At 63.5% G+C, this 25768-nt stretch carries 26 protein-coding genes; 14 read left to right on the top strand and 12 right to left on the bottom strand.

Features of this window, described 5'->3' with window-relative positions; all coding sequences use genetic code 11:
* Window position 1: 1 nt before the first annotated feature.
* Window positions 2–943, bottom strand: a complete 942-nt coding sequence (locus tag HT051_RS01990) for a TQO small subunit DoxD (RefSeq protein WP_174540484.1) — start codon at window positions 941–943, stop codon at window positions 2–4.
* 373 nt (window positions 944–1316) lie between these two features.
* On the opposite strand from HT051_RS01990, the gene cyoA reads away from it, so the two are divergent.
* From cyoA to cyoD, 4 genes are read left to right on the top strand one after another with little or no spacing between them, the layout of a single operon-like run.
* Window positions 1317–2261, top strand: coding sequence for a ubiquinol oxidase subunit II (gene cyoA, locus HT051_RS01985; protein WP_174540483.1), 945 nt, complete (start codon window positions 1317–1319; stop codon window positions 2259–2261).
* A 3-nt stretch (window positions 2262–2264) separates the two neighbouring features.
* On the top strand, window positions 2265–4232 hold the full coding sequence (gene cyoB, locus HT051_RS01980; protein WP_174540482.1) for a cytochrome o ubiquinol oxidase subunit I: 1968 nt from the start codon (window positions 2265–2267) through the stop codon (window positions 4230–4232).
* 12 nt (window positions 4233–4244) lie between these two features.
* A complete protein-coding gene (gene cyoC / locus HT051_RS01975; RefSeq protein ID WP_174540481.1) occupies window positions 4245–4856 on the top strand; it encodes a cytochrome o ubiquinol oxidase subunit III in 612 nt (203 codons plus the stop codon).
* Window positions 4853–5185, top strand: a complete 333-nt coding sequence (cyoD, locus tag HT051_RS01970; RefSeq protein ID WP_174540480.1) for a cytochrome o ubiquinol oxidase subunit IV — start codon at window positions 4853–4855, stop codon at window positions 5183–5185. Before cyoC ends, cyoD begins: the two co-directional genes overlap by 4 nt.
* 132 nt (window positions 5186–5317) lie before the next feature.
* Here the strand turns inward: cyoD and HT051_RS01965 are convergent, their stop codons facing one another.
* Entirely contained in the window at window positions 5318–6181 is an 864-nt protein-coding gene (locus HT051_RS01965; protein ID WP_246810144.1) for a S9 family peptidase, read from the bottom strand.
* A 161-nt stretch (window positions 6182–6342) separates the two neighbouring features.
* Entirely contained in the window at window positions 6343–7062 is a 720-nt protein-coding gene (locus HT051_RS01960) for a phosphatase PAP2 family protein (RefSeq protein WP_208454356.1), read from the bottom strand.
* A gap of 175 nt (window positions 7063–7237) precedes the next feature.
* On the opposite strand from HT051_RS01960, the gene HT051_RS01955 reads away from it, so the two are divergent.
* Window positions 7238–8245, top strand: a complete 1008-nt coding sequence (locus tag HT051_RS01955) for an NAD-dependent epimerase (protein WP_174540478.1) — start codon at window positions 7238–7240, stop codon at window positions 8243–8245.
* Window positions 8246–8315: 70 nt separating this feature from the next.
* Window positions 8316–8516 (top strand): hypothetical protein, encoded by a 201-nt coding sequence (locus tag HT051_RS01950; RefSeq protein ID WP_174540477.1) that lies wholly within the window; start codon window positions 8316–8318, stop codon window positions 8514–8516.
* On the opposite strand, the gene HT051_RS01945 is transcribed toward HT051_RS01950, so the two are convergent.
* A complete protein-coding gene (locus HT051_RS01945) occupies window positions 8457–9824 on the bottom strand; it encodes an oligosaccharide flippase family protein (RefSeq protein ID WP_174540476.1) in 1368 nt (455 codons plus the stop codon). The two genes, HT051_RS01950 and HT051_RS01945, sit on opposite strands and share 60 nt — an antisense overlap.
* Window positions 9821–10786: a leucyl/phenylalanyl-tRNA--protein transferase gene (gene aat, locus HT051_RS01940; protein WP_174540475.1), complete on the bottom strand. Its 966-nt coding sequence runs from the start codon at window positions 10784–10786 to the stop codon at window positions 9821–9823. The genes HT051_RS01945 and aat overlap by 4 nt, the downstream gene beginning before the upstream one ends.
* A 302-nt stretch (window positions 10787–11088) precedes the next feature.
* On the opposite strand from aat, the gene thpR reads away from it, so the two are divergent.
* Window positions 11089–11658: an RNA 2',3'-cyclic phosphodiesterase gene (thpR, locus tag HT051_RS01935; protein WP_174540474.1), complete on the top strand. Its 570-nt coding sequence runs from the start codon at window positions 11089–11091 to the stop codon at window positions 11656–11658.
* Here the strand turns inward: thpR and HT051_RS01930 are convergent.
* From HT051_RS01930 to HT051_RS01920, 3 genes are all read right to left on the bottom strand, one after another.
* Window positions 11646–12023, bottom strand: a complete 378-nt coding sequence (locus tag HT051_RS01930) for a VOC family protein (RefSeq protein ID WP_174540473.1) — start codon at window positions 12021–12023, stop codon at window positions 11646–11648. The genes thpR and HT051_RS01930 overlap by 13 nt on opposite strands.
* Before the next feature lie 151 nt (window positions 12024–12174).
* A complete protein-coding gene (locus HT051_RS01925; protein WP_246810143.1) occupies window positions 12175–12687 on the bottom strand; it encodes a low molecular weight protein-tyrosine-phosphatase in 513 nt (170 codons plus the stop codon).
* Between the two features lie 54 nt (window positions 12688–12741).
* Complete coding sequence (locus HT051_RS01920) at window positions 12742–13713, bottom strand: DUF2865 domain-containing protein (RefSeq protein WP_174540472.1); 972 nt, start codon at window positions 13711–13713, stop codon at window positions 12742–12744.
* A 214-nt stretch (window positions 13714–13927) separates the two neighbouring features.
* On the opposite strand from HT051_RS01920, the gene HT051_RS01915 reads away from it, so the two are divergent.
* Window positions 13928–14347, top strand: a complete 420-nt coding sequence (locus HT051_RS01915; RefSeq protein WP_174540471.1) for a YkvA family protein — start codon at window positions 13928–13930, stop codon at window positions 14345–14347.
* 20 nt (window positions 14348–14367) lie between these two features.
* Here the strand turns inward: HT051_RS01915 and HT051_RS01910 are convergent, their stop codons facing one another.
* On the bottom strand, window positions 14368–15348 hold the full coding sequence (locus HT051_RS01910) for an NADPH:quinone oxidoreductase family protein (protein WP_174540470.1): 981 nt from the start codon (window positions 15346–15348) through the stop codon (window positions 14368–14370).
* A gap of 362 nt (window positions 15349–15710) precedes the next feature.
* Here HT051_RS01910 and HT051_RS01905 point away from each other — a divergent pair, with 362 nt between their 5' ends.
* Both HT051_RS01905 and rlmN read left to right on the top strand, forming a co-directional pair.
* Window positions 15711–16163, top strand: a complete 453-nt coding sequence (locus tag HT051_RS01905; RefSeq protein WP_174540469.1) for an invasion associated locus B family protein — start codon at window positions 15711–15713, stop codon at window positions 16161–16163.
* 56 nt (window positions 16164–16219) lie between these two features.
* Window positions 16220–17389: a 23S rRNA (adenine(2503)-C(2))-methyltransferase RlmN gene (rlmN, locus tag HT051_RS01900; RefSeq protein ID WP_246810280.1), complete on the top strand. Its 1170-nt coding sequence runs from the start codon at window positions 16220–16222 to the stop codon at window positions 17387–17389.
* A gap of 149 nt (window positions 17390–17538) precedes the next feature.
* Here rlmN and mgtE read toward each other — a convergent pair whose 3' ends face one another.
* Complete coding sequence (gene mgtE / locus HT051_RS01895; protein ID WP_174540467.1) at window positions 17539–18912, bottom strand: magnesium transporter; 1374 nt, start codon at window positions 18910–18912, stop codon at window positions 17539–17541.
* Between the two features lie 214 nt (window positions 18913–19126).
* On the opposite strand from mgtE, the gene HT051_RS01890 reads away from it, so the two are divergent.
* Window positions 19127–19561, top strand: coding sequence for a hypothetical protein (locus tag HT051_RS01890; protein WP_174540466.1), 435 nt, complete (start codon window positions 19127–19129; stop codon window positions 19559–19561).
* 222 nt (window positions 19562–19783) lie between these two features.
* On the top strand, window positions 19784–21004 hold the full coding sequence (locus HT051_RS01885) for an argininosuccinate synthase (protein WP_174540465.1): 1221 nt from the start codon (window positions 19784–19786) through the stop codon (window positions 21002–21004).
* A 28-nt stretch (window positions 21005–21032) separates the two neighbouring features.
* On the opposite strand, the gene HT051_RS01880 is transcribed toward HT051_RS01885, so the two are convergent.
* Window positions 21033–21425 carry a helix-turn-helix domain-containing protein gene (locus tag HT051_RS01880; RefSeq protein WP_174540464.1) on the bottom strand — a complete coding sequence of 131 codons (393 nt, stop codon included), beginning with the start codon at window positions 21423–21425 and terminating at the stop codon, window positions 21033–21035.
* Window positions 21426–21538: 113 nt separating this feature from the next.
* Here HT051_RS01880 and HT051_RS01875 point away from each other — a divergent pair, with 113 nt between their 5' ends.
* The gene (locus HT051_RS01875; RefSeq protein ID WP_174540463.1) at window positions 21539–22189 is read left to right on the top strand and encodes a flavodoxin family protein; all 651 of its coding nucleotides are present in this window, start codon (window positions 21539–21541) and stop codon (window positions 22187–22189) included.
* A gap of 48 nt (window positions 22190–22237) precedes the next feature.
* Here the strand turns inward: HT051_RS01875 and asnB are convergent, their stop codons facing one another.
* The gene (asnB, locus tag HT051_RS01870) at window positions 22238–24214 is read right to left on the bottom strand and encodes an asparagine synthase (glutamine-hydrolyzing) (protein ID WP_246810142.1); all 1977 of its coding nucleotides are present in this window, start codon (window positions 24212–24214) and stop codon (window positions 22238–22240) included.
* 386 nt (window positions 24215–24600) lie between these two features.
* Between asnB and HT051_RS01865 the strand changes: the two genes are divergently transcribed.
* Window positions 24601–25731: a site-2 protease family protein gene (locus tag HT051_RS01865; protein ID WP_174540461.1), complete on the top strand. Its 1131-nt coding sequence runs from the start codon at window positions 24601–24603 to the stop codon at window positions 25729–25731.
* Window positions 25732–25768: the final 37 nt, after the last annotated feature.

Below are 25768 nucleotides of genomic sequence, written 5' to 3'. Positions count from 1 at the left end.
CCTAACGGAACGAGACCGTTTGGTCGGGATTGTCGATCAGGTCGATGGTGGCGGAGACCGCACCCTCAGGCAGGCGGATATCGGTCTTGGAGCCGAGCCGCAGCTTCAGCACCCCGTCGACCACCTTGCCGGATTGCGACCAGGGCTCGAAATGGCTCTTCAGAACGTCGATGTCGCCCGCCTCTTGGGTGACCTCGCTGCCATCCTCCAGCGTGAAGGTGATCGATTTCACATAGCTGGAGGTCGGCGAGCCGCCGGCATTGACATAAAGCGTCGCCGCGCCTGTCTCGCCTTCGACCTTTTCGGCGACGATCGAATAGGTCGAGACCGAGGTGCGCCGCTTCAGCTCCGCGATGCCGAAGAAATAGGCGTAGAAGGCGACGGTGAAGACGATTGAGAACACCGTGAGCCCGACCGCCACCTTGCGGGTGAACAGGCGCCGGAACGGATCGATGCCGACGGCGCTGTCGAAGGAGAAGCTGCCCGGCCCGTACAGCATGACGCTGACCGAGATGGCGAAGCCCAGCGCCGACATGGTCCACTCGTCCAGACACTCATAACCCTGCCAGCCGAAGATCAGCATTAGCGCGATGTTGAGCGCCGCCGCGCCGGCCGCGGCGAGACGGGTGAAGGCACCGAAGATCAGGCCCAGCCCCGCCAGCACCTCGCCGGTGGTCATCAGATAGACCGCCGGCCCGGCCAAAGACGGGCTGGCAAGCAGCCAATGGATCACGCCTTCCAGCGGCGAGCCGGGCGCCGCTTCCACCAGCTTGTTGGCAACGCTCTTGGCGCTCTCGATGTCGAGCTTGGCCGGCGCATTGACGAAGCGCCGCCACCCTGCGGAGACGAACACGAAGCCCATCGACAGGGCCGATGCCCGGATCGCGAGATCCTTCACGCCCTCGAAACGCTCTTCGTCCCAGGTTTTCTCGCCCCAAGCCATCGCCGTTCTCCTCGCATCCGAACTATCGAATCGGCGCCGAGCCTACCCCATCGGCGGCACCGCTCCGAGCGGCGATTGAGCACCCCCTATCCAGCGCACAGCAACGATTTTCGGCCCTGCGGCGCAACTACACAGCGACAGGATGGCCAATTGCATCCAGGCGACATGGCCTGAATAACGGAGGATGAGGCAAATAGGGCGCGAAAAAGAAAAACGATCATGAGCTGCGCGGCAATCAAACGAGCAACATGTGATCTAGCGAACGCCTCCTGCAAAACAACTCCGAAGCTTCCGACCACCTGCCAGCAGAAAAATCCGCATATCGCGACCTGCAGACGGGAAGAGAAGCTTTGAAACAAATCGGCAGATGGGCATGAGTGGGATTTTTACTAAACTTATCAAGCAAACCTCATCTATAGGCGCTTCGGCGCCCCGGTCCTGGCGGCTTCTTCCGCTCGCCGCGACCTTGTTCCTGGCCGGCTGCGACGGCATGTCGGTGATGAACCCGGCAGGGCAGATCGGCGTCGAGGAACGCTGGATCATTCTGATCGCGACCTGCCTGATGCTGATCGTGGTCGTCCCTGTGATCGGCATGGTGTTCTTTTTCGCCTGGAAATACCGGGAGACCAACACCGAGGCGCCTTATGCGCCGGAATGGTCCCATTCCAACCGTATCGAGGCGGTCATCTGGCTGGTGCCGTGCCTGATCATCGCCGCTCTGGCGGTCGTCACCTGGATCTCGTCCCACGAGCTCGACCCCTACAAGCCCATCGCCAGCGATCAGCCGCCGCTTCAGGTGGACGTGGTGTCGCTAGATTGGAAATGGCTGTTCATCTATCCGGATTTCGGCGTCGCCAGCGTCAATGAGCTGGCCATCCCCGAGAACGTGCCGGTGAAGTTCCACCTCACCTCCGGAAGCGTGATGAACTCCTTCTTCATCCCGCGCCTCGGCGGCCAGATCTACACCATGGCCGGCATGGAGACGCAGCTGAGCCTGGTGGCCAACGAGACCGGCACCTTCGGCGGCATCTCGGCCAATTACAGCGGCAACGGCTTCTCGCACATGAATTTCAAGGCCCACTCGCTGACGCGTCAGGGCTTCGAGGCCTGGATCGAAAAGGCCAAGTCCTCGTCCAACGCGCTCAACCTCACCGCCTATGCGGAGCTGGCCAAGCCGAGCGAGGATCACGCCGTTGTCTATTACGCCTCCGTCGCACCGAACCTGTTCGACAGCATCCTGCACAAGCTGTTCGTCAGCGACGGCTACGCCTGTCTCCCGCCAGATTCATCCCTGCGCACCGCGGCCAAGGAGCAATAAGAAATGTTCGGCAAGCTAACTCTCGATGCCATTCCTCTTCACGAGCCCATCCTCGTGGTCACCGGCTCCGTCGTGGTGCTCGGCGGATTGGCCCTCCTCGCCGCCATCAGCTATTTCGGCAAATGGCGCTATCTCTGGGATGAATGGCTGACCTCCGTCGACCACAAGCGGATCGGCGTGATGTACATCATCCTCGCCGTGATCATGCTGCTGCGCGGCTTCGCCGACGCCATCATGATGCGCAGCCAGCTGGCGCTGTCTTACGGCGATTCCACCGGCTATCTGCCGCCGGAGCATTACGACCAGGTCTTCACCGCCCATGGCGTGATCATGATCTTCTTCATGGCCATGCCGTTCATCGTCGGGCTGATGAACTTCGTCGTGCCGCTGCAGATCGGCGCCCGCGACGTCGCCTTCCCCTATCTGAACTCCTTGAGCTTCTGGCTGACCGCGGCCGGTGCCGTGCTGATCAACATCTCGCTGTTCATCGGCATGTTCGCCCGCGTCGGCTGGCTCGCCTATCCGCCGCTTTCCGGCCTCGAGTTCAGTCCCGATGTCGGCATGGATTACTATCTGTGGGCGTTGAATATCGCCGGCCTCGGCACATTGTTAGCCGGCGTCAATTTCATCGTCACGATCTTGAAGATGCGGGCCCCCGGCATGGAGCTGATGCGCATGCCGATCTTCACCTGGGCCTCGCTCTGCACCAACATCCTGATCGTGATCTCCTTCCCGGTCCTGACCGCGACCTTGGGCATGCTGACCCTCGACCGCTATCTGGACATGCACTTCTTCACCAATGAGGCAGGCGGCAACGCCATGCTTTACGTGAACCTGATTTGGACCTGGGGTCACCCAGAGGTCTACATCCTGATCCTGCCGGTGTTCGGCGTGTTCTCGGAGGTGATCGCCACCTTCTCCGGCAAGCCGCTCTTCGGCTACAAGTCGATGGTCTACGCCACCGCGGCAATCACCGTGATGTCGTTCCTGGTCTGGGTGCATCACTTCTTCACCATGGGTGCGGGCGGCGACGTGAATGCCTTCTTCGGCATCACCACCATGCTGATCTCCATCCCCACCGGCGTGAAGCTGTTCAACTGGCTGTTCACCATGTATCGCGGCCGCATCCGCTTCGAGACGCCGATGCTGTGGTCCCTGGCCTTCATGGTGACCTTCACCATCGGCGGCATGACCGGCGTGCTGCTGGCGGTGCCGCCGGCCGACTTCGTGCTGCATAACAGCCTGTTCCTGGTGGCTCACTTCCACAACGTGATCATCGGCGGCGTGCTGTTCGGCTGCTTCGCCGGCTACACCTACTGGTTCCCGAAAGTGTTCGGCTTCAAGCTGGACGAAACTCTCGGCCGCTGGTCGGTGGTGCTCTGGGTGACCGGCTTCACCCTAGCCTTCGCACCGCTCTACGTGCTCGGCCTGATGGGCATGACCCGCCGCCTGTCCCACTACGACGTCGCGGCTTGGCATCCCTGGCTGATCGCGGCCGCTTGCGGCGCGGCGATCATCGCCGTCGGCATCGCGGTGCAGATCGCCCAGCTCTATGTCAGCATCCGCAAGCGCGCCGTGCTGGCCGATGTCACCGGCGATCCGTGGAACGGCCGCACCCTAGAATGGGCGACCGCCTCGCCGCCGCCCTTCTACAACTTCGCCGTAACCCCCGTCGTGGAGGGCCGCGACGAGTTCTGGATCATGAAGAGGAAGGGCTGGACGCGGAAGCTGGAGGACGGCCTGCAGCCGATCCACATGCCGCGCAACACCGGCACCGGCGTCATCATCGGCGCGCTCTCGGTGGTCTTCGGCTTCGCCATGGTCTGGCACATCTGGTGGCTGGCCATCTTCATGGCCGTCGCCATGGTCGCCGCGAGCATCATCCACTCCTACGACACCAACCGCGACTACTTCGTGCCGACCGACGAGGTCGAACGCATCGAAGGCGAGCAGATCGCGCAAGCGGCATAACGGGTATCAGCAATGCTTGAAGCTTCAACCGGCGCCTCCGGCGCACATCACGAACACGAGCACGATTCGGGAGCCATGACGGTTCTTGGCTTCTGGATCTATCTGATGAGCGACTGCATCGTGTTCGCGTCCCTGTTCGCCGCCTATGTGACCTTGAGCGGTTCCATGAGCGGCAACCCGGGCAATGCGGAGATGTTCGATCTCCCCTACGTCGCCATGGAGACCGGCTGCCTGCTGGTCTCCAGCTTCACCTACGGGTTGGCGATCCTGGCCATGCAGAAAGGCCGCAGCGATCTGGTGATGCGCTGGCTCGGCGTCACCTTCCTGCTCGGCCTCACCTTCATCGCCATGGAGGTCAACGAGTTCCATCACATGATCGCCGAAGGCATGGGCCCGGGCGAGAATGCATTTCTCTCCTCCTTCTTCACCCTGGTCGGCACCCATGGCGCCCACGTCACCGCCGGGCTGATCTGGATGATCGTGCTGATGGCCCAGGTCACCCAGTGGGGTCTGAATGAGGTGACCCGCACCCGGCTGATGTGCCTGAGCCTGTTCTGGCACTTCCTGGACATTATCTGGATCGGCGTCTTCACCGTCGTCTATTTGAGAGGAGCGATGGGATGAGCCAAGCATCCGAAACCCACGAGCATCACGGCGCCAATCTTCGCGATTACGTCATCGGCTTCGTTCTCGCCGTCATCCTGACCGCGATCCCGTTCTGGCTGGTGATGAGCGAGGCTGCGGCGCCCTCCGTGCTGCTGCCGACCATCCTGATCATCGGTGCAGCGCAGATGCTGGTGCATCTGAAATACTTCCTGCACCTGCTCGGCCCGGACGGCACCTGGAACATCTCGTCCCTGCTGCTGACCATCCTCATCGTGTCGATCGTCATCGGCGGCACGCTCTGGGTGATGTACGAGCTGAACAACAACATGATGCCGTGGATGTTCTAACGGCATAAGGCGACTTACGCCCGGCCGCCGCGCGCGGCCGGGCGCCGGCCCGCCTCCTTGGCGGCGCACAGCAAAGCAAGCGCCCCGAGCCACCGGCCGGCGCTCAAAACCACCCCACAATTCGTAACGAGATCAGCCGTCGCAAGACGCGGCGACAAACGCCGCGATCGAGCCCACCACGCCGGGCGCAAGCGGCAGCTCCGGATCGCCATAGGCGGCGAGGTTCTCCGCAAAACCGCTCTTTGCCACCGGCTTCAGCATATGATTGACCCCGGGCAGCAGCACCAGCTCGGCGCGATCGGACGCGCCGGCAAGTGCCCGCGCATCCGTCTCGCCGATCTGAAGATCTTCCATCCCCTGCACAACCAGAAGCGGCTGAGACACACGGCCTGCGAGCACCGCAGGGTCGTAGGAAAACAGGTCGGTCCAATAATCTTGGATTGCGTTGCGGAACATCAGTTGCAGCGGAGGCGGCATGGTGTCGACGGCGAAGCGCTCTGCCGTCTTCAGCCTGGCAAGCGCCGCCATTGCCTCATCCAGAAACGGGGCATTGGCGGGATTGGCCTTCAACTGCGCCTCCAGCACCTCGGCCATGGGACGGCCCGGCGCGGCCAACAGAATGATGCCACTGAGCGATGGCAGCTTGCCGGCCGCAGCCAGCGCCACCAGACCGCCTTCGCTATGGCCAGCGAGAAACACGCAGCTCGGGTCCGCCACTTCTTCGATGCGACCGATCCAAGTCACGACATCGGCGGCATAATCTTTGACGGTCACCGCATTCGGATCGCGAATCGCGCGAGCGCTGCCGAACAGGCCCCGCTTGTCGATCCGCAGCGAGCCGATCCCTTCGGCGGCCAGTCCATGCGCCAAGCGCCGATAGGTCGCCGCCTGTATCCCGGGCATATTGCCGTCCCGGTCGATCAGACCCGACCCCGGCACGATCAGCACCACCGGAGGCTTGGTCCGGTTCTGCGGCAGAACCAGCGTACCCTGCAAAACCCCTTCCGGCCCTGGTGCCTCGATAACGGTCTCGGAGAAAGGAACAGGCTCAGAGGGGGGAACATCGAACATGGTGCAACGCTAGAGTAGCCCGAAGGCGACCGCTAGAAACCGACGCGCGATAAAGCCGGCAAGCGCTCTCCGCCGTTTTGCGCCATTTATCCCGGCAGCACCGTCTCCACCTCGCCCCGGCGCTGCAGCCAGATCGCCACCAGCCAGGTCAGCGAGGCCCAGGCCGCGCCCACCGCCCAGCCGGCGATCACGTCGGTCGGCCAGTGCACGCCGAGATAGACCCGGCTCATCCCGATCAGCACCGACAACAGCAGTGCTACCGAGATCGCGTAGATCTTCAGGTGAAGCGCAGGCGTAAAGCGCATCACCATCACCCCGAGGGTGAGATAGACCGTGGTCGCCAGCATGGCATGGCTGGAGGGAAAGCTGGCGGTGAACACATCGGTGCCATGGGCGACGAGATCCGGGCGCGGCCGGTCGAAGAACAGCTTCAGACCGTTGGCCAGCACCGTGCCGCCGATCAGCGCCACGGCGAGCAGGATCGCCCCATGCGGGCGCCGGCTGAGCAGCAGCCAGCCCACCACGGTCAGCGAGATGAAGATCAGCGCGAAGGTCGAGCCGAAGCTGGTGATGTCCCGCATCATCGCCGGCAGCCAGACGGGGCCGATCGCCTGCGCCGTGTCACCGGGCTCACGCAAGGCAAGGATCAGCCAGCTGTCGAAGTCGAAGACATCCTTCTCCATCACCTCCTCGGCGATGGCGAAGAACACCCAAAGCCCCAGCGCGCAGACCGCGATCAAGGTGAGGGTCAGCCCCTCGAAGGCAGGTAGCCGGCGGCGCAGCGATTGGGGGAAATGTTGCAGCAAGAAACGCCTCCTCTGTCTTGCGGACCATGAGCCCCGCAAAGCTTGGTCCCGAAGCGCATACACGGCAAGACGCGGGGCCGCTGTTCAAGAGAAAAGTTGTTGCCGCGGGCGCGCCATGCCATCAAGGCGCCGCGGATAAAGGCCGGAAAGCCAAACGGGACGAGCAGGACGGCAGATGAAAATTTTGGTGACCGGAGCCGCCGGGTTCATCGGCTTCCATACGGCGAACGCCCTGCTCGACCGGGGCGATACCGTCGTCGGCCTCGACAATCTCAACGACTATTACGATCCGGCGCTGAAAGAAGCGCGGCTCGCGCGGCTTGAGAAGCGCGACGGCTTCTCCTTCCACCGTATCGACCTCGCCGACAAGCCGGCGATGGATGCGCTGTTCGCCGCGGAGAAATTCGACCGGGTGATCCATCTCGCCGCCCAGCCCGGGGTGCGCTACTCGCTGGAAAACCCGGATGCCTATGTGCAGTCCAACCTGGTCGGCTTCCTCAACGTGCTGGAGGGCTGCCGCCACAACGCGGTGGACCATCTCGTCTATGCTTCTTCCAGCTCCGTCTACGGCGCCAATGAACGGCTTCCCTTCTCGGTGCACGACAATGTCGACCACCCGCTAAGCCTCTACGGCGCAACGAAAAAATCCAACGAGCTGATGGCCCATTCCTACGCCCATCTCTACGGGCTGCCGGTGACAGGCTTGCGCTTCTTCACCGTCTACGGCCCGTGGGGCCGACCGGACATGGCGCTGTTCAGCTTCACCAAGAAGATCCTCGCCGGCGAGCCGATCGACATCTTCAACCAGGGCCATCACGCCCGCGACTTCACCTATATCGACGATATCGTGGCCGGTATCGTCGCCTGCGTCGACAAGGTCGCCGCGCCCAATCCGGCGTGGTCGGGCAAGGATCCCGATCCCGCCACCTCGCACGCGCCCTATCGGGTCTACAATATCGGCAACCATTCGCCGGTTCAGCTGCTCGACTTCGTCGCCGCCATCGAGAAGGCCTGCGGAAAGACCGCCACCAAGAACCTGCTACCCCTACAGCCCGGCGATATGGAAGCGACCTTCGCCGATGTGGAAGCCCTCACCGCCGATACCGGCTTTGAGCCCTCCACCCCCATCGAAGAGGGAATCGGCAACTTCGTCGCCTGGTACCGCACGTATTACGGCGTGTAAGCCGCCTCTGGCGTTACGGGAAACCTCGTGTATCCTCCGCGCCACCAAATCACCAAGGGAGGAGCCCGGCATGCCGCTGCATATGGGCAAGATCGCTTCGATTATTGCGCTTTTGACGATCGGCGCGTTTGTCGTCTGGCTGATGATCGGTTCGCTGCTGACCGGCGAGACCGCGGAGGAAGAGGATATCGGCGCGCTGCCGGCGGCCGGCTCATCCCTGCTCGCCAGCGGCCCGGCCTTTGGACAGAAGGTACAGCGCATCGGTGCGTAGACCGGTGATGCGATACAGCATCACCGAGCAGGCGATCATCCAGAAGGTGATCGCCGCAAGCACCGCGAAGGCCGCGCCTTCCGGCCCGTAAAGCGGCGCCAGCACCAGATTGCCGCCCAGCAGCACGGCCAGGGACGTCAGCGCGATCCAGGAATTCTCCTTCTGCGCGCCGATCACCGTGATCAGCCCGATATTCGGTCCGAACAGCACCCGCACCAGCTGGCTGACCAGCAGGATCAGCAAGGTGAGCTTGGCGCCGGCGAATTCCGGCCCGAACAGCGACAGCATCCACGAACCCCAGAACGCCACCGCGATCAGGCTGCCCACCGTGACGACCAGCGGGAAGGCCAGGGCCTTCAGCATCACGTCGCGAATCGGCGCATAGCTCTTGCGCGCATGGGCATCGGCCAGATCCGGCACCACCACCTGCTGGGCCACCTGCACCGCGAAACCCACCAGCATGGCCAGCTTCAGGCAAAGCCCGAACATGCCGATCTCCGCGCTGCTCATCAGCGGGGTCAGCATCAGGATATCGACATCGGCGAAGAAGGCGATGAACAGCACCACCACGATGGCCGGCACCGCCTCGCGCTGCCATTGCCGCGTCAGCCGCTTCGGCGCCGGCGCCATCTCCGCCGTTGGCAGATTGCGCTGCAGCAGCAGATATTGGCTCAGCGCCAGCACCGCGAGAATACCGGTGAGCAGCCAAGTGACGTCGGCGGTATCGAACGGAACGCCGATCAGGATCAGCAGCGCCACCCCGGCCAGAAGCACGAAGGGGCGGATCGCGGTATCGGGCAGATAGGCGAGGGCGAAATGCCGGAGCGCCAGCGCCACCGAGCCGTTCACCCGCAGAGCCGCATGGGCCGGGATCGCCGCCACACCGGCGAAGAGGGCGACCCGCGTGACGTTATCGAGCCCCGGCCACAGCGCGGCAAAGATCAGCACCGCGAAACCGGCGAGGCTGACATAGAGCCGGGATTCCACCCGCGCGTGATGCAGAAAGGCGAGAATCAGCCCCGGCCGCCCCTGCTCCCGGTAGCGGGAGACGAAGCGCGGCGCGATCGCCGGATAACCGTGCGAGGCGATCAGCCCCACCACGGCGGACAGGCTGACCACCGAATAGAAAATGCCGAGCGAGCTGGCATGCAGCGTGCGCGCCAAGAGGAGCTGGGTGATGAATCCCGCCACCGCGCCGGCAACCCGCGCCATCGCCAGAAACGACGAGATCGTGAACAGCTTACGCAGGCGGGCGAGCTGGGCGGTAAGGCTAGAGCGCCGCGGCATCTCGGGAGCCACCGCGCTCATGCGTTGCCCGGTGTCGTCCCGGCATCGGCTTCTCTTTTGAGGGGCGGATCTTCCTTCAGCGGCAAATCTCTCTTCAGCGGCAAGCCATCCAGATCGAGGCTCGGATCGACCTGCCAGGGCCCGACCGGCGCCGGCTCGTTGGCGACCACATCGAGCGTCGCCTGGAATTCGTCCCGCGGCATGGCGTGAAAGCCGAAGCTCTTGAGGTGAGACGTCATCCACTTGCCGTCGCGCAAGGTGAAGCCCCAGGCCGCCAAATGCCGGTGCAGCGCCGCCATCGCCACCTTCGAAGCATGATTGACCCGGGAGAATTGCGATTCGCCGAAAAACGCCTTGCCGATGGCAAGACCGTAGAGACCGCCGACCAGATTGCCCGCTTCGTCCCACACCTCGACCGAATGGGCATAGCCGGCAAGATGGGCATCGTAATAGGCCTGCATGATGCGCGGCGTGATCCAGGTCAGCGGCACCTTGCCGTCGCGCGGCCGGGCGCACGCCTCGATCACGCCGGCAAAGTCCCGATCCATCGTGACGGTGAACGTCTCTTTGCGCAGCAAACGCTTCAAATTCTTGGAAAGATGGGTATCGGCCGGGTCGATCACCGCGCGGACCTCCGGACACCACCATTTCATCGGCCCGATATGGCAGAACGGGAAGAAGCCGCGCTTGTAATTGGCGACCAGCGTATCAACGGAGAGATCGTCGCTGATCCCCACCAGGCCGCGCCAGCCGTAATAGACGGGCTTCTCCGGCAGCTTGCTCCATTGCGTCTCTGGCACGAAAAGCTGCGCCACAGTCATCGCCGCGATACGTGGCAGAAGCCCGATCCGCTGCGGTTTTAGCGCATAGCCGACGCCCAACACCCAGCGGCGGAGCCGCGCGCGCGCGCTTTCCGTGAAGCGCCGCATCTGCCGCTGCGGAACTTCGGGGGCATCCACCAGTTCCTGATCGAGATTGGTCATGTGGGGCTTTCGGCCAAGCTGCCGCCTCGCCGTCCATACGCCTTGATCCCAGGGCCCCTCCACTGGAACCCCTACCCTATGGAAGACTGTATGGCAGCTTCGGAATTAGAACTTCTTAACGGAAAAGAATAATGTGGTTTTCCAGCGCTCTAGATCGCCGTTTTCGTCCCAGATCGGGCGAGAAATCCCCAGGCAATCGTCGGGTCTTGATCTCCGCTCACGACTGGCTGAGGATGGCTATAGGTTGAGAATCAGCCTTATCGCCGCCGATTGGCGATCCGCCGGATTAGGGAGGCGCGCCCATGCCGAGATTGTTTTCTGGCATCGAAATCCCGGAGGCGATTGGCCATAGGCTGCATATGCTGCGTACCGGCCTCAGCGGCGCACGCTGGATCGACCCGGCCAACTATCACCTCACATTGCGCTTTGTCGGCGACGTGGACGGACGCACCGCCAACGACTTCGCCGCCAATCTTGCGAGCGTCGATATCGACGGCTTCGGCCCGTTCCAGCTCCGCTTCGACGGGCTCGGCAGTTTCGGCGGCAAGAAGCCGCGCGCCATCTGGGCCGCGATCGCGCCTACAGAGGCCTTGTCCGCTCTGCAGCGCGCCCATGAATGGGCCGCCCGCAAGGCCGGCCTGCCGCCTGAGCCGCGCAACTTCACCCCCCACGTCACCATCGCCCGGCTGCGCGGCACCAGGCCACAAGCCGTCGCCGCCTATCTGGAGAACCAAGGCGCCTTCTTCTCCGAAAGCTTCACCGTGGACCGCTTCGTGCTCTATTCGTCACGCGCCTCGGTCGGCGGCGGGCCTTACGTGATCGAGGCCGAATACCCGTTGAGCCATAGCTTCGCCCATCACTATATGGGCTGAGCAACGTCGATCCGGTTGCCGTCCGGATCCTCCATCACGAAGGCGCGAAGCCCAAAGTCTTTGTCGCGCAATCCCTTCACGATGCGCACCCCCTCCGCCTCGCAAAGCGCATAGAGCGCGTTTACGTCGAACACCATGAGATGCGCCACCGGAAACGCGGCCGCGCGATGGTGCTTCTGCAGGGTGAGGTGCAGCTCCGCATCGTCGCGCTTCAAGATCATGAAGCCGACGGGATCGCCGTTCTGGAACGTTTTGCGGAAACCGAGCAGGCCCACATAGAAACCTTCAGCTCGGACGATATCCGTGACGGGAAGGGTGGCGGCGATCCGCCCGAAGCGAATGCCGTGATCCAATGCGTCGGTCATAGGGTAAAGATCCGGAGTTGGGCGCACCAGGGCGATGGGCGGTGCCATACGGAAAGCCTGGCGGGCCTGAAAACAAAATATGGAGGCGGTGCTCCGGACGCCGCCACTGTGCGGAAAATCCGCCGCCTCGGCAAGAGGCGTTCGAGCAAGACTAGCGCGACACCGGCTGATTGCGCAGCAGGCTGGTAAGCAGCCCTTCGCTCGCCTGCTCGATCAGATCCAGCGCGTGATCGAACCCTTCCGCTTCGCCGAAGAACGGATCGGGCACGTCCCGCGTCCCCGCATGCGGCGCAAAATCCAGGAACTGCCGCACCTTGTGCTGCTGGGCGGCCGGGGCGAGCTGCGTCAGCTCCTCGAAATTGCTCTCGTCCATGGCAAGCAGCATGTCGAAATAATCGAAATCGCCGAGCGCCACCTGCCGTGCCGCCTGGCCGGAGATATCCAGCCCCCGTCCGGCCGCCGCAGCCTGTGCGCGGGTATCCGGCGCCTGCCCGACATGCCAGCTGCCCATCCCGGCCGAATCCAGCTCGAACCGGTCGATCAGACCTTCGCGCTGCACCACGGCGCGGAACACCCCCTCGGCCATGGGCGAACGGCAGATATTGCCGAGGCAGACGAACAGAAGCTTGTGGGTCGGAGAATCGGACATCGAACGATCGGTCATGGAACTGGATATCTCGGCTTGTATCGGCAGGGCAACGCGCACAGCGGCGCTGGTCTAACGGTCTCTCCGGCGTTTTGCCCGGCGTTCCCGGCGCAGCTTGCGCCTCTGTTCGACGCTTGGGGCCGGTCTTTCGAACCCCGGATCTATATAGGCGTTTCGCGGATCGTTGAAAGCACCGCCTTGCGCCCCAAACCAATCGCTCTGCGGACCTTGGATCATGCCCCCGCCGCCTTGCCGCGCCGCCATCCTGGCATCGCTGCCGGCGAGGAGCGCCGCAACGGCCGCAACGCCGTTCGCCATTCTCTTCTGCTTGCCGGTCAGCTCGGCGACCACCTCCCGGCGGTGAAACTCGCGCGTCGCCTCGACGCTCCAAGGCAGCGGCTTGCAGCTGCATCTCGGATTGTAGGTGCTGCGGTATTTGAAGGCGTTCGGCAGATCGCCATAGCGCTGTCCGTTGAGCGAAACCATATTGGCGGCATCGTCGTCACTGGTCGATTGGTAGAACAGCTTGGCTGGCCGGTCGCAGCTCGCCTGACAGCGGGCATTCTCAGCTCCGAAATTCCGCGGGCTGACGCCGTAGCGCAATGGGAAATAATAACCATCGCAGAGCCGCACGCAGCGGGTGCGGAACTGGCCGTAGGGGCTGTAATCCGGCGCTTTGTCCCGGCGCCCCCAATTGCGGCCGCTGAACAGCCCGCCGAACAGACCGCCCGAGCGCCGCTCGCGGTGCTGCCCCTGCATGGAGGCGATCTCGTTCTGAATCGCCCGTGCCTGGGAATTCAGCCGCCGGCATTCGGAAACGCTATTGGCATAGCGGCGCTGGTCGCAGCCGGTCTTCCGGATCTGGGCCTGAAGCTGAGAGAGCTGCTGCTGCCGTAGGGCGAGCCCATAGGCATCTCCGTTCGTCCCGTTTCGCGACTGCCCGACGGCCGCCGCCGCGCCAACGAGCAAGACACCGAAGAACGCCACCAAGGCAAGGGCGGAAAGCCGGCCTCCTCCCCCTTGGCCTCGATCGATGCTCGTCACGATAAACCCAACTCCAGCTCAACTGGCTTGCGTGCCGCCGCAAGCAGACGACTCAGCCGCACCTGATGCGGTACTTATACGGCTATAAGAAAGGATGAAGGAACCCACCAAAACGGCGCCGAAAAAGGGCGGAATTCCGCGCCGTCTTGTCGGATAGCAGCATCATTCCTACATGCTTAACTCGAGTTAGGGGTGATTTTTGGAGCATACTCGCATGACGGTGTTCGAGGACGCGGCAAACTTGCGCGATGAAGCGCGCGGCAAACTGGTATCGTCCGAAACCATGGCAAGACGCCAAGACAAGGTCCGCCGCGATCTGTGGACCAAGCTGCGGCGCTTTGCCGGCCGTGTGCCCTTCGCCGAGGATCTGGTCGCCGGCTATTACTGCGCCCTCGATACCGAGACGCCGTTCCGCGTCCGCGCCATGCTGTTCGCTGCGATCGCCTATTTCATCGTGCCGACGGATTTCGTGCCCGACATGCTGTTCGGCCTGGGCTTCGCCGACGATGCGGCGCTGCTGACCGGCGTGCTGGCCATGGTCTCCAGCCATATCACTCCCGCCCATCGGATCGCCGCGGCGCGCGCGCTGGAAAAAGAGCTTCCCAAAAACGGCAAGGACGGGTCCGCGACCTAGACCCTTTCTGCATCGCGTCGCTATTGCTGCGGGTTGACGATCACCTTGCCGGAAACGCGGCGGCCTTCGATCAGCGACAGCGCCTTGCCGGTCTCCACCAGCGGGTAGATGCCGTGGATATGCGGCACGATCTTTCCCTCCGCCACCCATTGCAGCAGCTGCGTTGTATTGGCGCGGTGGCGCGCCGGATTGCGCTCCACGAAAGCGGTCCAGAACACACCGATGATCGAGCACCCCTTGAGCAGGACGAGATTCATCGGAAGCCGCGGGATCTCTCCGGCGGCAAAGCCGATCACCAGATAGCGGCCTTCCCATGCGGTGGCGCGCAGGGCCGGCTCCGCATGGGGCCCGCCGACGCAGTCGTAGATCACGTCGGCGCCGCGCCCGTCGGTCATCTGCTTCAGACCCTTCTTCAGGTCGGTGTCTTGGTAGTTCAGCCCCTCATCGGCGCCGTGCTCGCGGCATAGCGCCAGCTTCTCGCCCGACGAGGCGACCGCGATCACCCGCGCGCCCATCAGCTTGGCGATCTCGATCGCCGCCAGACCCGCCCCGCCGGAGGCGCCGAGAATGGCCACCGTCTCGCTGGGCTGCAGCTTGGCGCGATCCTGCAAACCATGTAGCGCGGTGCCATAGGTCACCGGCAGGCTCGCCGCCACCGCATCGCCGACCTCCGCCGGAATCGGGACCAAGTTCGCTGCTTTGGTGACGATTTTCTCTCGGCAGCCATTGCCGCCGATAAAGGCGAGCACCCGGTCGCCCGCCGAAACGCCTGTGACATCGGCGCCCACCGTCTCGACGGTCCCGGCAATCTCCGCCCCCGGCGAATAGGGCAGCGGCGGGGTGATCTGGTATTTGTCGCGCAGCAGCAGCGTGTCGAAAAAGTTCAGGCTCACCGCGCTGACATCGATCAACGCATCGCCGGCATGCGGCTCCGGCACCGGAACCTCATCAACACGCAGCGCATCGATGCCGCCGAATTCGCTGAATTGTGCCGCCCGCATCAATTCCCCTCCCAGCTTCCCGCCGCCTCGCGGCGCTATCCGGGGCGCGCCTGATATCTGCCGCAGCTTCGGCAAATCGGAACGCCCGACCGATGGTGAAGATACACTTGGCCCGATACACTTGGCCCGTGACACCTGACCCGTCGGCGCGACATTCGGGAACCGGATTCTTCGACGAGCAGGAGACGAAATGTGCTTTGTTAACAGCCGTCAACCATTCGGCTTCTGGCCAAAGCCAAAGCGAATCTATATGGTCTTAATCCCAACCGAAACCGTTTGTTTTTCAAACTGCTCACGAGTCGGGGATTCAACACATGCACCGAGCCGTCCGAGCCGCTTGCCTGCTCTTGGCTTTCATTTGCGTGCCCGCGTTCGCCCAAGACGCAACGCTGCTGGAAAAATACGATTATTGGGCCGTCTACAAATCCAGTGGCAGTCCGACCGCCTGCTTCATCGTCGGCCAGCCTGTCTCCAAGGCGCCGAGCGGGGTGCGGCGCGGGCCGGTCTATTTCTACGCCACGCGCTACCCGGCCGAAGGCATCAAGAACGAGATCAGCGTGAAGATGGGCTATCCGTTCGGGCCCGGCGCCAAGGTCACTGTGGATATCGACGGCAAGAAATTCACCTTCTTCACCAAGAATGAAGGCGCCTTCGTCGATACCCGTGCCGGCGAGGACCAGGTGATCGCCGCCATGAAGGCCGGCACCACCATGGTAATTCAGGGCACCTCCGCCCGCGGCACATTGACCACCGACCGCTACTCCTTGAACGGCGTGACCGCCGCCGTCGCACGGCTCGACAAGGACTGCAAATAAAGCAATCGGCGCGCTTAGGGCTCCACATTGCGCGCAACTCGTCCTATGTCATGTCCATGTCGACCAATCTTGCCATCGCGCCGGAGGCTGCAAAGCCCGCCGACAAGCCGCAAAGCCTGATCGGACTGAGCCGCGAACAGCTGGCTGAGGCGCTCCGCACGCTCGACGTGCCGGAGAAGCAGCTGCGCATGCGCGCCAGCCAGCTGTGGAACTGGCTCTATGTGCGCGGCGCCACCGATTTCGAGGCCATGAGCAACATGGCCAAGCCCTTGCGCCTGACCCTCGCCGAGAAGGCCAGCGCCGCGCGGCCCGAGATCGTCACCGAGCAGGTCTCGCAGGACGGCACCCGCAAATGGCTGCTGCGCCTGGCCGATGGCCGCGAGGTCGAGACCGTCTATATCCCGGAAGACGACCGCGGCACGCTCTGCGTCTCCAGCCAGATCGGCTGCACCCTGACCTGCAGCTTCTGCCATACCGGCACCCAGCGCCTGGTGCGCAATCTGGAACCCGGCGAGATCGTCGGCCAGGTGCTGCTCGCCCGCGACCGGCTCGGCGATTGGCCCGGCGCCGTCCCCGACAATCCCCACGGCATCCCCGATACCGAGCGCAAGATCACCAATGTGGTGCTCATGGGCATGGGCGAGCCGCTGTATAATTTCGATAATGTGCGCGACGCCATGGCCGTGGTCGGCGACGGCGAGGGGATTTCCCTGTCCAAACGCCGCATCACCCTGTCCACCTCCGGTGTTGTGCCCTCGATCCCGCGCTGGGGCGAGGAGGCCGGCACCATGCTCGCCATCTCGCTGCATGCGGTGCGCGACGACCTCCGCAACGAGCTGGTGCCGATCAACAAGAAATGGCCGATCGCCGAGCTGTTGGAGGCCTGCCGCAACTATCCCGGCCTCTCCAACGCCAAGCGCATCACCTTCGAGTATGTGATGCTGGACGGCATCAACGATTCCGTCGCCGATGCTAAGGAGCTGGTGCGCCTGCTCGCCAAGATCCCGGCCAAGATCAATCTGATCCCGTTCAATCCCTGGCCCGGCTCGTCTTACGCCTGCTCCGACTGGGACCAGATCGAAAAGTTCGCCGAAGTGGTGAACCGCGCCGGCTATGCCTCGCCGGTCCGCACCCCGCGCGGCCGGGATATCATGGCCGCCTGCGGCCAGCTCAAAAGCGCGAGCGTTAAGCTCCGCGCCAGCCAGCGCGCCGCTGCTGGCGCTTAGTCCAACAAGCCATCAGAGATCGTCATGCCCGGCCTTGTGCCGGGTATCCACGAACAACACCGTGCCAGCACAATCGTGGATGGCCGGGACACGCCCGGCCATGACATCGGTGGTAAGCCGGTCGTGAGGCTGCCTTCGCGCGATTTCCGCTAAAGCAGCGTCCCGCTCAGAATGACCAGCGCGATGGTGAAATAGATCACCAGCCCGGTGACATCGACCAAGGTCGCCACGAACGGCGCCGAGGCGCTGGCCGGATCGAAGCCGATCCGCTTCAGAATGAAGGGCAGCATCGATCCCGTCAGCGAGCCGAAGGTGACGATTGCCACCAGCGTCGCGCCGACCGTCGCCGCCACCAGCACCCAATACGGGCCGTAATCGAAGATGCCGGTGACCTGCCAAAGCGCGATCCGGGCGATGCCGAGCGCGCCGAGAATTGACCCCAACGCAAGACCGGTCGGCAGCTCGCGCAGCGCCACCCGCCACCAATCGCGGATCCGCACCTCTTGCAAGGCCAGAGCACGGATGATCAGCGAGGTGGCTTGCGAGCCGGAATTGCCGCCGGAGCTCATGATCAGCGGGATGAACAAGGTCAGCACCACCGCCTGCTCCAGCTCCATCTCGAAATTCTGCATCGCGCTTGCTGTCAGCATTTCACCGATGAACAGCGCGCACAGCCAGCCGGCGCGCTTCTTCAGCATGCCGAGGAAGGGCAGCGCCATATAGGGCTCGTCGAAAGCCTCCACGCCACCGAATTTCTGCACGTCCTCGGTGGTCTCCTCGACCATCGCATCGATGATGTCGTCCACCGTGACGATGCCGAGCACATGGCCGGCCGCATCCAGCACCGGTACGGCGAGGAGATCGTATTTCGAGATCAGCCGCGCCACATCCTCGCGGTCGGCCAGCGGCGCCACGCTGATCGGTCGCCGCGGCATTACCGAGGCCACCGGCGCATCCGGCGCCCCCGAGATCAGCCGCCGCAACGGCACCGATTTCACCAGCGCCTTGGTCACCGGATCGAGCACGTAGATGGCGTAGATCGTCTCCTGCGCCCGCTCCACCTTGCGGATATGCTCCAGAGTCTCCGCCACCGTCCAATCCGCCGGCACGCTGACGAATTCGGTGGTCATCAGACTGCCGGCGGTTTCCTCCGGATAGGAGAGGAGCTGCTGCAGCGAGTCCCGCGTCTCCGTATCGACCGCCGCCAGCAAGCGCTTGCGCGTCGCCGCATCGAGCTCCCGGAACACATCGGCCCGCCGGTCCGCCGCCATATCCTGCAGCAGCGCCGCGGCGCGATCGGGCTGCGCATTGACCAGCTTCACCGCATTGTCGAGCCATGGCTCGTCGAGCACCTCCGCAGCCCGCTCCACCGGCAGCGCGCGCAGCACCGAAGCCGCCATCTTCCACGGCATGCCGTTCAGCCGCTCGGCGATGTCGGCGGGATGCTCCTTCGCCAGATCGGCCGCCAGGGCCGCCGGATCGAGATCGCGTGGGTCGCTCGTGTCGAAACTATTCGCTGTCATAAGGCCAGGCTCTTCGGTGGGAATTTGCGTCGCGGGGTCGCAAGAACGCTAACGCGGCCAAAGTTACCAGCGCATGTCAGTGGGAGATGTCGGTGGGGAACGGCCCGCATTCGGGCGAGCCAAAGACCTCGTCCCTCCCTTGCAGCACGGGACCGGCTCTTATACGGCTCGATATGCAATGACCCCGCACATTCGCCCCGAGGAGACCCGAGACATGATCCTCCGCACCATCGGTCGTTTCATCTGGCTTGCGGTGACCTTCGCCATCGCCTCCTGCCTGGCCATGGCCGTGCTGTTCTTCCTCGGCGCGCTTTGGGTGGGCGAGGAGCTGCGCAGCGCCGCTCCGACGGATCCGATGATTGCCGAGGGCGGCAACTTCATCGGTCTCGTGCTCTTTGCCGGCACCGTGGCGCCGAGCCTCACCGTGCTGCCGGCCCTGGTCGCCGCGCTTTCCGGCGAGCTGTTCAAGATCCGCAGCTGGATCTACTACGTCGCCGCCGGCGGACTTTCTCTCATCGCCGTGCCGCTGATGGTCGCCCCGCCGGACGAGCTCTCCACCTTGCCGCCGATGCAGATCACCGCAATTTTCGCCACTGCAGGCTTCGCCGGCGGCCTCGCCTATTGGCTGCTGTCCGGCCGGCCGCGCTGAAACCTCGGCAAGACGAAGCCCCACGCCACGTCATCCTGAGGCGCATGCCGCAAGGCACGCCTCGAAGGAGACGCGGCCCCGGCCCGCAGCTTTAAGGCCCGCTAAAGCGGGCTCCTCAGCATGACGGAGGCTCCCGCGTCACCGCATAGCTTGCCCCAAACCCCGTTCTTCCTATAGATGCGGGCTCTCATTTGTTTTTTGCCCAGATTGGAATTCGCGCCCATGGCCGCACACGACAAGATCAACAAGGTGGTTCTCGCCTATTCCGGCGGCCTCGACACCTCCATCATCCTGAAATGGCTGCAGGAGACCTATGGCTGCGAAGTCGTCACCTTCACCGCCGATCTCGGCCAGGGCGAGGAGCTGGAGCCGGCACGCAAGAAGGCCGAGATGTTCGGCATCAAGGAGATCTTCATCGACGATCTCCGCGAGGAATTCGTCTCCGAATACGTCTTTCCCATGTTCCGGGCCAACGCGCTGTATGAAGGCATTTATCTGCTGGGCACCTCCATCGCCCGGCCGCTGATCGCCAAGCGCCAGATCGAGATCGCCCATGAGACCGGCGCCGATGCCGTCGCCCATGGCGCCACGGGCAAGGGCAACGACCAGGTGCGGTTCGAGCTCTCCTATTACGCCCTCGATCCCGACATCAAGGTGATCGCCCCCTGGCGGGAATGGGAATTCAAATCCCGCACCGACCTGATCGAGTTCGCCGAGAAGCATCAGATCCCGGTCTCCAAGGATAAGCGCGGCGAGGCGCCGTTCTCGGTCGATGCCAACCTGCTGCACTCCTCCTCCGAAGGAAAAGTGCTGGAGGACCCAAACGAGGCGCCACCCGAATATGTCTTCCAGCGCACCGTCTCGCCGGAGGAGGCCCCCGACCAGGCAACCGAGATCACCATCGGCTTCGAGAAGGGCGATGCCGTCTCCATCGACGGCAAGCGCATGAGCGCCGCCGAGATTTTGACGAAGCTCAACGAGCTCGGCCGCGATAACGGCATCGGCCGCGTCGATCTGGTGGAGAACCGCTTCGTCGGCATGAAGTCCCGCGGCATCTATGAGACGCCGGGCGGCAGCATTCTGCTTCCCGCCCACCGCGCCATCGAGAGCCTGACCCTGGACCGCGAGGCGGCGCATCTGAAAGACCAGCTCATGCCGCGCTATGCGGAGCTGATCTATTACGGCTTCTGGTTCTCGCCGGAGCGGGAGATGCTGCAGGCCCTGATCGACAAGAGCCAGGAGCAGGTGGAAGGCGAGGTTCGCCTCAAGCTCTATAAGGGCAATGTCATCGTCACCGGCCGCTCGAGCCCGAAATCGCTCTATGCCGACGAGCTCGTCACCTTCGAGGACGACGAAGGCGCCTACGACCAGGTCGACGCAGCCGGCTTCATCAAGCTGAACGCGCTGCGCCTCAGGACGCTCGGCAAGCTGCGCGGCAACTAGCCGACGTCATCCGCGAGCAGGGTTCCGTTTAGCGGCGTGTCGATTCGCATTGCGCGGCGAGATATTTCTCCCGTGCCGCATCGAGGGCCGGAAAATTCGCCTCGGCCCACCGGTCTAGCCCGGCAAGCGCCTCATTGAGCGTGCCGCCCAAGGGGGTCAACCGATAGACCACCTGCGGCGGCACAGTGCCGTGATCCTCTCGCAGCACCAGACCGTTGCATTCCAGCTGGCGCAACGTTTGCGTCAGCATCTTCTGCGAGATACCGCCGATCTTCCGAAGCATCGCGCCGTTTCGCATCGGCTGCTCGCCGAGGGCGCCGAGAATCAGGATCGCCCATTTGCTGGCGATCAGCTCCAGCGCATCCCGAGCCGAACAATCGGCATCGAAAACGCTCGGCTTCGGCTTCTTCTCTGCTTCCATTCCTTAGCATCCCAGGCCGGACGACTGGTTACCAAAAGGTGCGTACTTGCCTATGGGTGCCTATAACTCAATATCGTCCCCAAGAACACCGCCTATCGAGTGAAGGACGAACCATGAAAGCGATGATTTTGAGCGCAAGCCCCCGCCGCGACGGAAATTCTGCCGCGCTCGCCCAAGCAGCCGCCAGAGGCATCCGGCAGTCCGGACATGAAGCGGAGCTTCTCTACGCCGACGAATTTCTCGAAGGTTTCCTGCGCGACTGCCGGCAATGCCGCCGCGAAGACGGCACCTGCGGCATCGCCGATGGTTTCGGCGATGTCTTTCTCGACCACTACCTCCCGGCGGAAGGGTTCATCGCCGCGACGCCGATCTATTGGTACGGCATGTCCGCTCAGTTGAAGGCCTTCTTCGACCGCGCTTTCTGCTACGTCTCCGCCTCTTACCCGGAAGCAGACAGGGTGGTGAATGCGCTCATGGGCAAGCGGATCGGTCTGCTTCTCAGCTCCGAGGAAACCTACCCAGATGTCGGGGCGGGCATTATCCACCAGATTCAGGAGCACAGCCGATATACGAACTCGACCTTCGTCGGGCACGTTCACGGGATCGGTAATTCTCGAGCCGAAGTGGCGCGCGATCCCAGCCAACCCCTGAAGCGGGCGGAGGAATTCGGAGAACGCTTCTTCTCCGCTCACACGAGCGACTATCGGATCGACTCCGAGCGTTCGGGCAAGGTCTGGGGACCAAGCGACGGAGCACACGCATAGACACTCTGCCGGGACTTCAGGCCTCGTCGTCTTCGAAGACGATAAGGCTTACGCCACCGCGGGCCGCGCCGCCATTGAAGGCGCGGCCGAGGACCGCTTCAGTGTGGCGGCTTGAGCCGGCATCGGGTTGAGATCCACCTCGGGCAGTTCGCAGAGATTACCGCCCATATAAAGATGGTGCCAAAGCTGGGTGGCGACCACGCCGCCAAGCCCGAGGCTGGCGAATTGATTGAGACTCTCCTCGCCCTTGGCGATCAGCTCGCAATCGCGGCGCACCGCCTCGACATCGAAATAGCCGCTGCGGCGGAGGCTCTCCGGGCTCAGCAGATCGCGCACGAAATCTGGCGGCGTGGCCAGGAAGCTCTCCGCCAGGGGCGCGCGGAACATCGCCTTGGGCCGCTCTGCGACCTGCGGCGGCAATAGCCGGTGAGCGGCCTGGCGGATCAGATATTTGTCCCGCTTGAACCCCTTCAGCTTCCAGTTCGGATGGATGCGCTCGCCATAGGCGATCACCCCTTCGTCGAGGAACGGGTAGCGCAGCTCCACGCTGTTGGCCATGCCCACCCGGTCGCCCTTATGGCTGAGCAGCAGCCCCGGCAGATGCAGCTTATAGCCGAGATAGAGCGAGCGGTTCAGCGGATGCCAGCGCTTCATGCGCTCAAGATCGAGGTTGAGATCCTCATAGGCGACATGGCCCTGAAGCCCCTGCCACATCCCATCGCCGTAATAACGCTGCCGCGCCGTGGCCACGAGATTGTAAAGCAGCGACTGGGCATGCGGCCCGTCGATCATCCTATCGATCCGCGCCAGCTCCGAAAAACTTGTCTCCGGCGACTGGATCTTGCGGGCGAACCGGCCGATCGCGACGCTCGGGCGGAATGCATCGCCAATATCGAGGTTGAGCGCCGCCTTTCGGATCTTGAACCAGAGATAGCCGGCGAAACCCTCATCGGCGCCTTCGCCCGCCAGCACCGTCTTATAACCTTGCGCATGGACCCCGCGCGACAGCGCCAGCAGCGCGGCGGAGGAGGTGTCGAGCACCGGGCTTTCCGCTGCCGAAACCAGCCCGGCGTAATTCTCCGAAATCAGATCGGCGCCGGCCCGGATCACCGTCTGCTTGGTCTCGCCGATGGAATTGGCAGCCTCCGAGGCCTCCGAAGCCTCGTCGAGCGAGGGATCGGGCACCTGCACGGTGAAGCTGGCCAGCGGCTTGCCGCTGACCTTGGCCGCCATCGCCATCACATAAGCCGAATCCACCCCGCCGCTGAGGTAACCGGCCACCGGCACATCGGCGCGCAGCCGCAAATTCACCGCGCGTGCGAAGGCTTCCTCGAACCCATCCACCGCATCCTGATGGGTGGGATTTTCCTCCTCGCCCCAATCGGGGAAGTCGAAATCCCAATAGCGGCGGACTTCCGGCTCCGACAATCCGCCCTCGCGGGCAAGATCGATGCGCAGGTAATGCCCCGGCAGCAGCGCATTCACGCCTTTGAAGCAGGTGCGCGCGCCGCCCATGGCGAAAAAGGTGAAGAGATGATCGAGCCCACGCAGATCCGGCGCCGCCTCCACCCCGCCCGAGGCGAGGATCGCCTTGATCTCCGATCCGAAATAGAAGAAATCGCCGACTTTCGCCCAAAATAGCGGGCAAATGCCGACCCGGTCGCGCGCCATCAGCACCAGGCGGCGCTTTTGATCGAACAGGGCGAAGGCGAATTGGCCTTTGAGATGCTCGAACATCCCCTCGCCGTACTCTTCATAGAGATGGACGACGATCTCGCTGTCGCTATGGGTGCGGAAGATATGACCCTTCTCCTGCAGCCGGGCCCGCACCTCCGGGAAGTCGAAGAACTCGCCGTTGCAGACGGCGACCACGCTGCCGTCCTCGTTGAAGATCGGCTGATGGCCGTCATTGAGGCCGACGATGCTTAAGCGCCGATGCGCGAAACCGATGCCGGGCGCGCGCCAATAGCCGGAATCGTCCGGCCCGCGATGAACCAGGGTCTGCGCCATCCGCTCAAGCTGCATCCCCTCGATGTCACGCTGACCTTTAAGGTCGATTACGCCCGCAATTCCGCACATAGATTTCCCGTTGAATTTCGTCCGCCCAAATCTCTAACCGCGCAAAAAAATTGCGTATCGGGAGTGCCACTCCGGCGATACGCGCAGTCGCGAGTATTGTGGCCGTCATTTGAGGGCAGGTCAAAACATGGCTCTAAAACTTGCCCAAAAATCGGCCAGCGGCAGCAAAACCCGATCAGAACGACATTTCTGTGGCGATTCTAAAAAACAAGGCGCGCTGGTCGGCAGCGCCTGCCATTGCAAACCAAATCCGCCTATCGCAACCTCGTAATCTCTTTCCCATATGAAAGAGGCGTTTCCCCGCGATTTCGAGCGAGAGTTAGCGAGTTTTCATGCGTTGGTCCCTGCCCATCGGCTCTGTTGGCGGCACAGCCCTCTATATCCATGTCAGCTTCCTGATCCTGCTCGCCTGGCTGTGGATGCTGTTTTACAGCCAAGGCGGCAGCGCTGCGGCCTGGCAAGGCACCATCTTCATCGCGCTGGTGTTCTTCTGCGTGCTGCTGCACGAGCTCGGCCATGTGTTTGCCGCGCGCCGCTTCGGCGTGCCGACCAAAAACGTGACGCTGTGGCCCTTCGGCGGCATCGCCAGCATGGAGAAAATGCCGGAAAAGCCCGGCCAGGAGCTGATCGTGGCCTTGGCCGGCCCGGCGGTGAACGTGGTCATCGCCGCGCTACTGCTGCTCTGGGTCGGCCCGCAGATTGATCCGGAGAATTTGACCGCGCTGGAGAACCCCGCCGTCTCCATGGCCGCCAAGGTGGCCGGCGCCAATATCATCCTGGTGCTGTTCAACCTGATCCCGGCCTTCCCGATGGATGGCGGCCGCGTGCTGCGGGCACTGCTTGCCATGCGCATGGACCAAGCCCGCGCCACCCAGATGGCCGCCAGTATCGGCCAGGGCTTCGCCGTGCTCTTCGGCATACTGGGCATTCTCTATAACCCGATGCTGCTGATCATCGCCGTGTTCGTGTTTCTCGCCGCCTCCGGCGAGGCCTCCCAGGCCCAGATGAAGGCCGTGGCCCAGGGCGCCCGGGTTTCCGACGCTATGATCACCGAGTTCCACACCCTGGATACCCAGTCCTCGGTGAACGATGCTGCCGATGCCCTGATCCGCACCTCGCAGAAGGAGTTTCCGGTGCTCGACGGGGGCGGTCATTTGCGCGGCGTGGTCACCCGCGACGGCATGGTGAAGGCGCTGAAGCAGTCGGGCCCGCATGCCTCGGTGCTGGACGCCATGCAGGACGGCGTGCCCACCGTCACCGCATCCGACGATCTGGAGCCGGCCTTCCAGGCCTTGACCGCCAAGCGTCAGCCCATGGTCGGCGTGGTGGATGGCGAGGGGCGCTTGATCGGCATGCTCACCTTGGAAAACCTGAGCGAGATGATGATGCTGAACGCCGCCCTGCCGATCACCCGGCGGACCGGCAATCAGGGGCCCTGGGGCGAGCGCCGCGAGGAGCCCTAGGCGAAAGCACCGGCGCGCTTCCCGCACCCTGCTTCCT

It is taken from the genome of Methyloligella sp. GL2 (assembly GCF_013341275.1).
Lineage (GTDB): Bacteria > Pseudomonadota > Alphaproteobacteria > Rhizobiales > Methyloligellaceae > Methyloligella.
Note: the sequence above shows the minus strand (reverse complement) of the source record. Positions and strands in the feature narration are given on the sequence as shown.